Raw genomic sequence first — 12,702 nt, 5'->3', positions numbered from 1 at the left:
GGCGGCAGCATGGACCTGCCGCTGATCGCCCCCAACCCGCCGCGCCTGTCGCAGCTGACCGAGGCGCTGTCGCGCGTCGAGGCGAGTGGTACCTACAGCAATCACGGACCGGAAGCGCGCGCGTTCGAGCGTGAAGTGACCGAGCGGCTGTTCGGTGGACGCGGCGCGACGCTGGCGGTCAACAATGCGACGACGGGCATGATGATCGCGCTGGCCGATGCGGTGGGCGCGCGCGGACGCGGGCGCATGGCGCTGATGCCCGGCTTCACCTTCGCGGCGACCGCCCAGGCGGCGTGGTGGGCGGGACTGGTGCCGCTCGTCTGCGATGTCGATCCGGACGATTGGAGCGCGTCGGCACGCGAGGAAGAGCGCTTGCTCCAGCGTCACGGCGCCGGGATCGCGGCGGTCGTGCCATACGCCACCTTCGGACACGCGATCGACCTCGACCGCTATCGCTGGATGGCGGCGCGGCACGGCGTCGCGGTGGTGGTGGACGCGGCCGCGTCGCTCGGCACCATCGACGCGGCGGGCGTGAACTTCGGCGCTGGTGCACCCTTTCCGGTCGTCTACTCGATGCATGCGACCAAGCCGTTCGCGGTGGCGGAAGGCGGGCTGATCCACTGCGGCGATGCCGGCGTGATCGAGCGGCTGCGCGCCGCGGCCAATTTCGGCTTCACGCAGCCTCGGATCGCCACCATCCCGGGCCTGAACGCCAAGCTGCCTGAGGTGCTGGCGGTGATGGCGCGCGCGAGGCTGGAGACGTTCGACGCGGTCAGCGCCAGCCGCGGCGCAGTGGTACGTGCGTATCGCGAGAACCTGAGCGATCGTCTCACGCTGCAGAGGGCGGCGCAGGGGGAGCAGGCGCACGGCTTCTTTCCAGTGCTGCTGCCGCGCGGATCCAACCGCGCTGGCGTAAGCGCGGCGCTGGCGCGCGAGGGAATCGGCGCCGGGGCGTATTTCAGCCCGCATCTGGGCGAGCAGCCGTGGGTGCGCGACGTCGCGATGATCGAGCCGTTGCCGGTGTGCGACGATGTGGGCGCGCGCGTGTTGTCGCTGCCCGTCACCGACACGATGACGCCGGCGGATGCGCATCGCATTGCATTGGCGCTGAACCGCATTGTCGCGGCCCCGCGCGTCGCGGCGGTGCCGCGCGCGATCGACCATCATGAAACGCTGGTAGTGGGGGGTGGCCCCGCGGGCACCGCGCTGCTGACCGCAACGGCAAAGGCGGGTGTGCTGCCGGCGCTGTCACGCGGCTTGGTGATCGTCGAGGCAGGCACGACGCTTGGGAGCGGGCGGCTCGGCAATTACGCGATTACCTCCGACTCGAGCGCGGACACCTTTCTGACCGCGGTCGCCAACAACCCGCATGCCGAGATCGCGGCACTGGTCGATCATCCGGCAACCGCACGAGTCGCGGCCTACCGCCACGGACTGGGCGTGCCGCTGGTCGAGGTCGGACCGATGCTCGACGCACTCGGCGATCGGCTGGCGCAGGTGGTGCGCAGCAACGGCGGGCAGGTGATGACCGGCCGGCGTGCCTTGTCGACAAGGCAGGAGGGCGGCGGCTGGTGCACGCGCATCGAGGATGTCGCGACCGGCACGATCACCGAGCACCGCGCGCGCCACGTCGTGATCGCGACCGGAGGGCATCAGCCGATCGATCGGCTGGCCGCGCAGGAGGTCGCAGGGGAGCCACTGTCCGCGCTGGCGGGCGGGCGACTGCTGCAATCGGACGCGGTGCTGAGCGTCGGGGGCACGCAGATGGTCGCCGACCTGATCGCCGACGCGCGCGATCCACGCATCGCGGTGATCGGCGGATCGACCAGCGCGCTGACGACGATTGTGGCGCTGTTGAAGGCGCCGCTGCCGCTCGGCGAGGGTGCGATCACGCTGCTGCACCGACGGCCGCTGAGACCCTTCTATCCCTCGGCTGCGGCGGCGCAGGAGGAAGGCTTTAGCGATTACGGGCCCGACGACATCTGCCCGGTGTCGGGCTTCGTCTATCGCCTGGCGGGGTTCCGGCTCGAGGCGCGCGATCTGGTGCAGCGGATGCTGGGCATCGACGGTCGCGTGCCCGATCCGCGCGTCCGGCTGCACCGCATCGGCGCCAACGAGGACGCGCGCGCCAGGGAAGTGATCGCGCAGGCCGACGTGGTGGTCGCCGCGCTCGGCTACCGCCCGCACGCGCTGCCGGTCCTCGACCGATCGGGCACGCCGATCGCGTTATCGGCGGACGTCGGCGGCGCGATGGTCGATCGCCACTGCCGTGTATGCGACGCCGCCGGTGCGCCGATCGCGGGGCTGTACGGGATCGGGCTCGCCGCGGGGTTCGTGCCCTGGGGCCGATTGGGCGGAGAGCCGAGCTTCCGCGGCCAGGCCAACGGATTGTGGCTGTGGCAGAACGACGTCGGCATGATGATCGTCGATCAGCTGCTCGGCACGCAGGCGAAGGCGTTGACGGGATGAGCGCGGCGCCGAACGTCAGTGTCATCATGGCGGCGTACAATGGTGCGCGGCTGATCGAGGAAACGCTGGCCAGCGTCGCGCGGCAGACGATGGGCGATTACGAGGTGATCGTCGTTGACGATTGCTCAAGCGACGACACGCGCGACGTGGTGGCCCGCTGGCCCGACCCGCGCGTGCGGCTGATCGCGCTGGCGCAGAACGGCGGTCCGGTGCGCGCGCGCAACCACGCGCTTGCGCACGCGCGCGGACGCTATATCGCAGCGCTCGACCAGGACGATCTGTGTCACCCGGAACGTTTCGCACGGCAGGTCGCGTTCATGGACGCGCACCGCCACGTCGCGCTAGCCGGCACGGCCACCCAGGTGCTGAGCGACAGCGGCATCGCACCCTCGCGTCAGTCGCCGGTCACGACGCCCGCGTCGGTCGGCTGGCTGCTGCGTTTTTCGAACCCGCTCGTCTGGTCGTCGGTGATGGTCCGCGGCGAAGTCGCGCGCGCGCTCGATCCGTTCACGCGCCCCGACATGCTTTATGCCGAGGATTTCGACCTCTACCACCGCGTCGCCGCACTGGGCCAGGTGGCGCGGATCGACGAGGCGCTGGTCACCTATCGCAGTCACGCCGGCGGGTGTTCGCAGCGGTACGAGGACATCATGCTGGCGAGCGCCGAGCGCGTGCTGGGCGAGAGCCTGAACGACACGTTCGGCGGCATGGCGCCCGCGGCGGCACGATTGTTCGTGCGGCACCTGATGCACGGCGAGCCGGTGCCGGACGGCGAGACGCTGGGGCGACTGGCGGCGCTGCTCGACCATGCGCGGCTGCGCTATCTCGCGACCGCGGCCGCGGATGCGCGTGACCGGCGGCTGATCGCGCGCGAGACGCGGCGGGTGTGGGCGCAGGTGGTTCGCGCCGGCCTGCGGCGGGGTACGATCGGTTTGCGCGACGCGATAGCGGCGGGTCCGGTCGCGACAGTCGCGCGCGTCGATCGGCTGGCATGGAGTCGCATGATCGGGCAGGTTCGCCCGTGGCTCGCCACCGGGTAGATGAGAAAGTTTACGCCCGAGCCCGGATGCTCAGGCGAGCGGAATCACACCTTGGCAGCGTAGATCATCCGGCCCGGGCCGAGCCGCTCGAACACCTCGGCGAGCTCGTTCTCGCCGACCGCGAAACAACCCTGGCTGCGCCCGAGCATGCCGCGTTCCGCCACCATCTCGCGATTGGCGTACCATGCCGCGTGCACGACGATCGCGCGGTCGAGCGCGTTGTTGTTGGTATGATCGAGACCGATCAGCCGCTGCGACTTGCCGTGCTTGCCGACATAATAGTCGCTGGTCAGGAAAGCGCCCTCGCACGACGCGTTGGAGCCGTTGGCGTTCGAGAAGCGCTGCAGGTAACCGGTATGCGCCGGGTCCGAACCGGAGCCATGCGCGACGAGCTTGGAGGTGGTGCGGCCGTCTTCGAGGTTGACGAGGTGGAAGCGCGGGCGGCCCGATGAGGCGGCGAAGTCCGCGATCGCGATGCGGTCGTGTCGCGCGACGCTGCTGCCGTGCTGCTGGAGCGCGGCCATCGCGCGGCGCATCAGCGCGGGACGAACGCTGCCGAGGCTGTTGGCGCTGTCGGCGGGGAAGGAGTCGGCGGTGAAGCCGCCCGCGCTATGCCCCTCGTACACGCCGGCGGGGAGCAACGACTGGGGAGCGCGACGCATACCGGCAGCCACGGCCGAAGGGATCATCATCGCCCCCGCGAACAGTCCGCCCGTCTTCAACAAGGCACGCCGAGATGCCACGGTGTCGCGCGTCAGCTCCATCTGATTGAATAATCCCTCACCCATTGCGAGGCCGTGTTACCACGATTCGCCTTAACGATCCGCTGTCTTTTCCGTATCTTAGGCGCCGATTGCGACATTCTGGCGCGGATTCCACACGACTCGTCGGCGTGGCACCAAATTCGCGTAAAGGAGTTATCAACCGTGCGAGCCGGCCGAGGTGGCCCAAACGACACGAGGATGACGATGCTGCGACGCGCCATGCTGATGGTCGCGCCGGTGATTGCCGGCGCCTGTTTTCCTTCCTTCGCCACGGCGCGGACGATGGACAGTCTGGCGCTGACCGAGGCGGCGGCGACGCTGTCGCCCAACCGCTATCTGTGGACCGATAACGAGGCGCAGGGACCGGTCAGCGTGCTGATCTCGATCCCCGACCAGCGCGCTTACGTCTTCCGCGGCGAAACGCTGATCGCGGCGTCGAGCGTGTCGACCGGCAAGGCGGGCAACGACACGCCGACCGGCAGTTTCACCATCCTGCAGAAGAACGCGAAGCACTTCTCCAACCTCTACGACAGCGCGCCGATGCCGTACATGCAGCGACTGACGTGGGACGGCGTTGCGCTCCACGCGGGGGCCAATCCGGGCTTCCCCGCCTCGCACGGCTGTATTCGCCTGCCGACCGCGTTCGCGAAGAAGCTGTTCGACATCACCAGCCTGGGTGCGACCGTCGAGGTGACCGACGAGGCCTATATCAGCGGCGTGGATGCGCCGAGCTACGCCAGCGCGGCACCGGTGCGCGACCACGAGGTGAGCGAGACGGCGCGCGCCAACGAGCGCGAGGGGATCGCGCAGGCAATGCGCGTCGACTGAGCCGCTTCCGCCGAGCACGTAGCGGAAGCGGCCGGTCGATCATCGCGGCAGTTGCCAGCGCACCCGGTCGCTGTAGCTGGTGGCGACCGCCGTGCCGGCATCGTTACGAGCGGGTTTGAAGCGGGCGCGACGCTGGTAGAGCCGGCAGGCCGCGGCATCGAGCGCGCTCGATCCGCTCGGCGCGGTCACCGAACACCCCGTCACGCGACCGTCCGCGCCGATCTGCACGGTGATGCCGGTCACGCCCTGCTCTTCGGCGCGCAGCGCGGCGGCGGGGTAGTCGTCGGTCGTGATCCAGGCGCCGCGATTGCCGATCACGCGAACGCCGCTAGCCTTGCTGATCGCGGGCGGGGCCGGTGGCGGCGCGACATCGACGCGCGCTGGTGGCAGCGGTGGCGCGGGCGTCGGGGCAAGATCGACGAAGACGGTGTCGCTCGCGGCGGGTGTCGGCACGCGCGGTTCGACCGCGGTGATCGTGGACGCGCTCGACGGTGCGGTCGCCGTCTGCTTGGGCGGCGGCGGTGCGTCGGGCGGTGGCGGCTCGTCGAGGGGCACGTTGGTGGTCGTCAGCGTGCGCGACACATCACGCACGAAACTGGTCGCCATGCCGGTGACGAAAGCGAAGCCGAGCAATCCGTGGATCACCGCGACACCGGCGATCGTGGCGATACGCCTGCTGCCCGCTGCCTGATCGGAATAGGCCATAAGACATCTCTCCTCGTTCGGAGCGCTGCCGCGGGCGTGGAACCGCCCAACGACGAACTCCGTCAGGGGAAGCTGCGCCTGTCGGCTCATGTTGATCAAGCGACTTAATCGGGCGTGCTACAGATGGGTGCGGACCTGCCAGAGCTCCGGAAACAGCTCGACCTCCAGCATCCGGCGCAGGTAGCTGACCCCGCCGGTGCCGCCGGTACCGCGCTTCAGCCCGATGACACGCTCGACGGTGGTGACGTGGTTGAAGCGCCAGCGGCGGAAGTAATCCTCCAGGTCGACCAATTTCTCCGCCAGTTCGTAGAGCGGCCAGTAGCGGGTGGGATCGCGGTAGATCGTCGCCCACGCATCGGTCACCGCCGAAACGGGTTTGCGCTCGTCATGCCAGTCGCGCGTCGGATCGGCGAGCAGCCCGCGCGCGTGGAGCAGCAGCAGTGCGGCGTCGTAGATGCTGGGGCTCGCCAGGATCTGCTCCAGCGTGGCGAGCGTGTCGGCGCGGTGACGATGCGGGTCCAGCATCGCGTGATGGCGATTGCCGCACAGGAACTCGATCGCGCGGTACTGCCACGACTGGAACCCCGACGATTGGCCCAGCGCGTCGCGGAAGGTGGTATATTCGCTCGGCGTCATGGTGCGCAGCACGTCCCACGCGCCGTTCAATTGTTCGAGGATGCGGCTGACGCGTGCGAGCATCTTGAACGCGTCGGGCAGTCGGTCAGCGAGGATCGCGTCGCGCGCGCTGGTGAGTTCGTGCACCGCCAGCTTCATCCAGAGCTCGCTGGTCTGATGCTGGATGATGAACAGCAGTTCGTCGTGCGCCGCTGAGCGCGGGTGCTGAGCGGTCAGCACGCGGTCGAGTGCGAGATAATCGGCATAGGCCATCTTGCCGGCGAAGTTCAGCTCGGCGCCCTGATGAGCTGGGGCGGCGTGCGGTGCGTCGTCGCTCACGTGACGGCCGCGCGGTGCTGATATTCGGGTGCCTCGTAGGCGCGGGTGTCGATCACGTCGGCGAGGATCGTGGCCGACTGCACCACCTCGGCCTCGGACAGGTACAGGGGCGTGAAACCGAAGCGCAGGATGTCGGGCGCGCGCACGTCGCCGATCACGCCGCGCGCGATCAGCGCCTGCATGACCGGGTAAGCGTGATCGTGGCGGAACGACACCTGACTGCCGCGCGCGTGCGGATCGCGTGGCGAGGCGAGCGCGAGGCCGCAATCGTCTGTGGGGCAGCGTCGCTCGACCTCGCGGATGAAGGTCTCTGTTAATCGAATCGAGGCGGCGCGCAGTTCGCCCATGTCGACGCCGTCCCACGCGTCCAATGCAGCGTCGAGGATCGACAATGCGACGATCGGCGGGGTGCCGACGCGCATCCGCTCGATGCCGGGGGCAGGGCGATAGCCGCGCTCGAACGCGAACGGTTCGGCGTGGCCGAGCCAGCCCGACAGGATCGGCTGCGCGACACCGGCGTGACGCGGGGCGACGTAGATGAAGGCGGGGCTGCCCGGACCGCCGTTCAGATACTTGTAGGTGCACCCGACCGCGAAGTCGGCGTCGGCCTGTTCGAGATGGACGGGGATTGCGCCGGCGGAATGCGCGAGGTCCCAGACGGTGATCGCGCCTGCGGCGTGCGCGCGCGCGGTTAGTGCGGCCATGTCGTGGAGGCGACCGGTGCGGTAGTCGACCTCGGTCAGCATCGTGACCGCGACGCTCTCGTTGATCGCGTCGGCGACTTCTTCGGGTGCGACGACCTTCAGCTCGCGTCCGCCGAGTGCGGTGAGCAGCCCGTCGGCGATGTAGAGGTCACTGGGGAAATTGCCGCTGTCGCTCAGGACCACGCGGCGGTCGGGCGGGGCGAGCGCGAGTGCGGCGGCGAGCGCCTGAAACACCTTGATCGACAGCGTGTCGCCGGTGACGACGCTGGCGGGCGGCGCGCCGACCAGCCGCGCGATCCGGTCGCCGACGCGCGCGGGCAGCGCCATCCAGTCGCTGTCGTTCCAGGCGCGGATCAGCTGGTCGCCCCATTGCTCGCGCAGCACCTGCCCGACGCGCGTCTGCGCGGCGAGCGGCAGCGGGCCGAGCGAGTTGCCGTCGAGGTAGATCACGCCCTCGGGCAGGTGGAACAGCGCGCGCGTCGCGGCGAAATCGGTCATGCGGGTGCGTTTAGCGGGTCCGCGGGCCAAGTCCTAGCAACGCGCGTCAGTCGGCGGCGACGACGTGACCCTCGGGCGGGGTCGGGCGGCGGCAGAACCAGACGATGACGAGCAGGCCGGCGCACAGATACGAGCTGATGCGGAACAGGTCGGTCGAGGCGAGCAGATACGCCTGCCCCACCATCTGCCGCGTGATCGCGCCCGCCGCCTGCTCGGGCGACAGCCCCACGCGCGCCAGCTGCTCGACCGCCATACGGTAGGGCACGCCGTTGCCGATCGCCTCGGCGAGGCGCGACTGGTGCAGCGCCTCGCGCCGGTCCCAGGCGGTGGTGATGATCGAGGCGGCGAACGAGCCCGCGACGATGCGCGCGAAGTTGGAGATGCCCGTCGCCGAGGGCAGCCGCTCCGCCGGGATGCGGTCGATCGCGATGGTCAGCATCGACAGGAAGAAGGTGCTCATCGACACGCCCTGCACCAGCAGCGGCAGCATGAAGTCGTAGAACGACGCGGTATTGGTATAGCCCGAGCGCATCCAGTAGCTGATCGCGAAGCCGATGAACGCGACGCTGGCGAGCAGGCGCGCGTCGAACTTGCCCGACAGGCGCGCGACGAGCGGGGTCAGCAACACCGCGACGACGCCGCTGGGTGCCGCGACCAATCCGGCCCAAGTGGCGGTGTAGCCCAGCTGGGTCTGGAGCCACAGCGGCAGGATCAGGATGTTGGCGAAGAACACCGCGTAGCCCAGCGAGAAGGCGAGATTGCCGATCAGGAAATTGCGCCGGGCGAATAGCGACAGGTCGACCGTCGGATTGGCGTCGGTCAGCTCCCAGATGATCCAGGCGACGAAGCCGATCGCGGCGACGATCGTCAGCAAGACGATCGCGGGATCGTTGAACCAGTCGGCGTTCTTGCCGAGGTCGAGCATTACCTGGAGCGCGCCGACCCAGACGACGAGCAACCCGAGCCCGACCGCGTCGATCGGCAGCTTCGCAGTCGGCGTTTCGCGCGATTTCAGGTTGGTCCAGCACATGAACGCGACGAAGATGCCGAACGGCACGTTGATCAGGAAGATCAGCGACCAGTGATAATTGTCGGAGATATAGCCGCCGAGGATCGGCCCCATCACCGGCGCGACCAGCGTCGTCATCGACCAGATGCCGAGCGCGGTGGCGCGTTTCTGCGGTGGGAAGATCGCGATCAGCAGCGCCTGGCTGCCGGGCATGATCGGGCCGGCGGTGGCGCCCTGCAGCACGCGAAAGAGGATCAGCGACGGCAGGTTCCAGGCAATTCCGCACAGGAACGAGGCGAGCGTGAACAATGCGACCGCGGTGCAGAACACGCGCACCACGCCGAAGCGCCGCATCAGCCAGCCGGTCAGTGGCACCGCGATACCATTCGAGACCGCAAAGGCGGTGATGACCCAGGTCGAATTGTCGCTGCTGACGCCCAGATTGCCCGCGATCGTCGGCAGCGACACGTTGGCGATGGTCGAATCGAGCACCATCATGAACGTGCCGAGCGCGAGCGCGAACGAGGTGAGCGCCAGCTGCCCGCCGACCATCGGTGGTGGCCCGCCACCCGCCTCGACCGCCGCCTTCGCCGGGTTCGCCGCGGGGCGGATCGGCGCGTTGGCCTGCACCTGCGCGGGGGCGGCCTGCGCGAGCTTGCTGGCGTCGCTCTGTTCGACCACGGTCGTGTTACCGGTTCGCGGCGATGATCTGGCGGATGTTGGCCTCCACCTGCGGGTCGGTGCCGGTCACCTCACCCTTGTAGGGCGCAGCGGCAACGGCGGCGAGGCGCGCGCCCGACTTGCTCGCGGTGTCGACCACGGTCTTGACCGACAGGCCGATGCGCAAGGGGTTGGCGGCGAGTTCGCGCGGGTCGAGTGCGATACGCACCGGCACACGCTGCACGATCTTGATCCAGTTGCCGCTGGCGTTCTGCGGCGGCAGCAGCGCGAAGGCGTTGCCGCTGCCCGCACCCACGCCCGCGACCTTGCCGTGGAAGACCAATTCGTTGCCGTAGGTATCGGCGGTGACGCGCACGGGCTGTCCGATGCGCAGGTCTTTCAGCTGCGTTTCGCGGAAATTGGCGTCGACCCAGACGCGCTTCAGCGGCACCACCGCCATGAGCGGCGTGCCCGCGGCGATCTGCTGCCCGACCTGCACCGTGCGCTGCGCGACGACGCCGTCGATGGGAGCGACCACGTGCATGTGGCTGCGCACGATCGCGGCGCGGCGATAGGCCGCGATCGCGGCGAGCACCGCGGGGTTGGTGTTGACGTCGGTGCCTTGGACGCTGCTCTGCGCCTGCGCGCGCTGCTGCTGCGCGAGGCGCAGATTGGCGCTGGCGACCTTCACCGCGTCGGCCGCGTGGGACAGTTCCTCGCCCGAGACGGCGCCTTCCGCGGCAGCACCGCGGCGACGCTGATAGTCGTCGCGCGCGCGGGCGAGCTCGGCCTGCGCCTGCACGATCGTCGCGTCTGATTGCCCGACGCGGGTGATGTCGGCGCGGGTAGCGCGCACTGCCTTTGCCAGATCGGCGGCGGCTGCGGCGACGTTCACGTCGGCGGTGACGGGATCGAGGTCGATCAGCGGCTGTCCCGCCTTCACGCTCTGCGTATTGTCGGCGTGGATGGCGAGCACGGTGCCGGGATCGCGCGCGGTGATCGCGACGACGTCGCCCGCGACATAGGCGTCGTCGGTTTCCTCCTCGGGCGCTGCCAACAGGAAATGGAACACCGCCCAGACGATCAGCGCGACGAGGACGATCACGCCCAGGATCGCGAAGGCGCGACGCCGCGCGCGCGGCTTGCCCGCAGGGGTCTCTAAAGCAGTATCGGTCATCGGGGTGTCACGTCCTGAGCAGGGTCGAAGCCGCCACCGAGCGCGATGGCGAGTTGCGCGCGCGCGAGCAGCGCGTCGATCGAGAGATTGGCGGCGGCGAGCTGCGCGTCGAGCAGCCGCACGTCGTTGTCGACGAGGTCGAGCCGGCTATCGAGCCCGCTCTGCACGCGGATGGCGTTGAGGCGCCCGGTTTCGGCGAACCCTGAGACGACCTGCTGCTGACGCGTGCGCTCGAGGTCGGCGGCACGGACCTGCGCGATCGCGTCGGCGGCCTGGCGCGCGGCGTCGATCACCGACTGATTATACTGCGCGGTCGCGACATCGACGAGCGCGGTCGCCCCCTCCAGCTCGGCGCGCAGCCGGCCATTGTCGAACAGCGGCAGATGGATCGCCGCGCCGCCACCCGCGGTGCCAGCATCCAGGTCGAGGAAGTTGCCGAAGCCGATCGCCTGCAATCCCACCAGCGCGGTCAAATTGACGTTGGGGTAGAAGGCGCGGCGCGCGACCTGCCGCCCGGCCGACGCTGCCTCGACACGCGCGCGTGCGGCGGCGACATCGGCGCGGCGCGACAGCAGGTCGGCGGGGATCTGCGCCGGAATCGGCAGCGCGGCATCGGTCGGCAGATGCGTGGCACCGATCTGCGCGGCATAGTCGCTGCCGCGCCCGGCCAGCGCGGCGAGCGCGTTGGTCGCGAGCACGCGCGCGGCCTGCGCCTGCACCAGCACGAGCCGCGCCTGCGCCAGCAACGTGCCCGCGGCCTGCTGGTCGAGCCGGCTGGCGAGGCGGTTGCGCACGCGCGCGTCGATCAGGCGGACGCTCTGCTCGCGCGCTGCGATGGTGCGCTGAGCAATCGCGGCCTGCCGCTCGGCGCGCGCGACCTCGGCGTAGCTCTGCATCACCGCGCCTGCGATCATCAGCCGCGCGGCGGCGATGTCGTACTGCGCCGCCTGCAATGATGCGCCCGCCTGCGCGATCGCGGCCTTCTGTCGCCCGAACAGGTCGAGGTTCCAGTCGAGCCCGGCCTGCGCGGTGCCGATTGCGCGCACGGTGCCGGCGAAGGGAGGCGGTATGGTGTAGCGCCCCGACAGACGCGATCCCTGCACCTGTCCGTCGAACGTGACGTTCGGTCCGCGCTCCGATCCCTGCCGCGCGAGCACCGCCTGCGCCTGCCGCGTCCGCGCGAGCGCGACGTCGAGCGACGGATTACCTGCCAGCGCGTCGGCGATCAGCCGGTCGAGCTGGGGATCGCCCACCACCGTCCAGAAATCGGGCGCGAGTTGCACCGACGGGCCAGCGAGCGCGAGGTCGCTCGCAGCCTTGGGCGTCAGCATCGGGCGCGTGTCGGGCGGGGTGCAGGCGGCGAGCGCGGTGGCGGCAAGCAGGCTCACCGACAGAGCGGGGGCAAAACGGGTCATGCGAAATGTTCCAACGTGCGGCGCAGCTTCTGCAACTGCGCAATCAGCGAAGCAGTCTCATCCGCGCTCCAGTCGGCGAGCACCGCGTTCCACAACGCGATGACCCCATCGCGGCAGCGCATCGCAACCGCATTCCCCTCGGGCGTGAGCGACAGATTGACCAGACGGCGGTCGGCATCGTCGCGGTCGCGCTGCACCAGACCTTTTGCCTCAAGCACGTCGATCACCCGCGTCATCGCGCCCTTGTCATGCGCGAGATCGCGCGCGAGCGCCGCGCAGTTGGTCATGCCAAAGTGGATCGCGATCAGGGTCGACCATTGAATGCCAGTGATGCCGTAATCGGCGCATACGCGGTCGAGCTGTGCGTATCCCAATTGGTGGTTCGCACGCAGCAGATAGCCGATCGACGTGTCGGGGACGAATGTGTCTCGCGTGTAAACGCTCATGAAGGTTGCTGTGGCAATGGTTGCATCGGCAGT

At 69.3% G+C, this 12,702-nt stretch carries 11 protein-coding genes; 3 read left to right on the top strand and 8 right to left on the bottom strand.

Annotated features, from left to right (window positions below):
- Positions 1 to 9: 9 nt before the first annotated feature.
- Complete coding sequence (locus tag BMW51_RS10700; RefSeq protein WP_093006248.1) at positions 10 to 2,469, top strand: DegT/DnrJ/EryC1/StrS family aminotransferase; 2,460 nt, start codon at positions 10 to 12, stop codon at positions 2,467 to 2,469.
- Positions 2,466 to 3,509, top strand: coding sequence for a glycosyltransferase family 2 protein (locus BMW51_RS10695; RefSeq protein WP_093006246.1), 1,044 nt, complete (start codon positions 2,466 to 2,468; stop codon positions 3,507 to 3,509). Before BMW51_RS10700 ends, BMW51_RS10695 begins: the two co-directional genes overlap by 4 nt.
- Positions 3,510 to 3,553: 44 nt before the next feature.
- On the opposite strand, the gene BMW51_RS10690 is transcribed toward BMW51_RS10695, so the two are convergent.
- Complete coding sequence (locus tag BMW51_RS10690) at positions 3,554 to 4,297, bottom strand: murein L,D-transpeptidase catalytic domain family protein (protein WP_245708439.1); 744 nt, start codon at positions 4,295 to 4,297, stop codon at positions 3,554 to 3,556.
- A gap of 180 nt (positions 4,298 to 4,477) precedes the next feature.
- Between BMW51_RS10690 and BMW51_RS10685 the strand changes: the two genes are divergently transcribed.
- The gene (locus tag BMW51_RS10685) at positions 4,478 to 5,101 is read left to right on the top strand and encodes a L,D-transpeptidase family protein (protein ID WP_093006816.1); all 624 of its coding nucleotides are present in this window, start codon (positions 4,478 to 4,480) and stop codon (positions 5,099 to 5,101) included.
- Between the two features lie 39 nt (positions 5,102 to 5,140).
- Here the strand turns inward: BMW51_RS10685 and BMW51_RS10680 are convergent, their stop codons facing one another.
- From BMW51_RS10680 to BMW51_RS10650, 7 genes are all read right to left on the bottom strand, one after another.
- On the bottom strand, positions 5,141 to 5,806 hold the full coding sequence (locus BMW51_RS10680) for an energy transducer TonB (RefSeq protein ID WP_177171633.1): 666 nt from the start codon (positions 5,804 to 5,806) through the stop codon (positions 5,141 to 5,143).
- Between the two features lie 117 nt (positions 5,807 to 5,923).
- Entirely contained in the window at positions 5,924 to 6,760 is an 837-nt protein-coding gene (gene kynA, locus BMW51_RS10675; protein WP_093006242.1) for a tryptophan 2,3-dioxygenase, read from the bottom strand.
- On the bottom strand, positions 6,757 to 7,962 hold the full coding sequence (kynU, locus tag BMW51_RS10670; protein WP_093006240.1) for a kynureninase: 1,206 nt from the start codon (positions 7,960 to 7,962) through the stop codon (positions 6,757 to 6,759). The genes kynA and kynU overlap by 4 nt, the downstream gene beginning before the upstream one ends.
- 46 nt (positions 7,963 to 8,008) lie before the next feature.
- The gene (locus BMW51_RS10665) at positions 8,009 to 9,523 is read right to left on the bottom strand and encodes a DHA2 family efflux MFS transporter permease subunit (protein ID WP_093006814.1); all 1,515 of its coding nucleotides are present in this window, start codon (positions 9,521 to 9,523) and stop codon (positions 8,009 to 8,011) included.
- Between the two features lie 136 nt (positions 9,524 to 9,659).
- Entirely contained in the window at positions 9,660 to 10,808 is a 1,149-nt protein-coding gene (locus BMW51_RS10660) for an HlyD/EmrA/EmrK family protein (protein ID WP_093006238.1), read from the bottom strand.
- Positions 10,805 to 12,223, bottom strand: a complete 1,419-nt coding sequence (locus BMW51_RS10655; RefSeq protein WP_177171632.1) for an efflux transporter outer membrane subunit — start codon at positions 12,221 to 12,223, stop codon at positions 10,805 to 10,807. Before BMW51_RS10655 ends, BMW51_RS10660 begins: the two co-directional genes overlap by 4 nt.
- Entirely contained in the window at positions 12,220 to 12,669 is a 450-nt protein-coding gene (locus tag BMW51_RS10650) for a MarR family winged helix-turn-helix transcriptional regulator (protein WP_093006236.1), read from the bottom strand. The genes BMW51_RS10655 and BMW51_RS10650 overlap by 4 nt, the downstream gene beginning before the upstream one ends.
- Positions 12,670 to 12,702: the final 33 nt, after the last annotated feature.

This window comes from Sphingomonas palmae (assembly GCF_900109565.1).
Lineage (GTDB): Bacteria > Pseudomonadota > Alphaproteobacteria > Sphingomonadales > Sphingomonadaceae > Sphingomonas > Sphingomonas palmae.
This window is presented reverse-complemented; position numbering and strand designations above follow the sequence as displayed.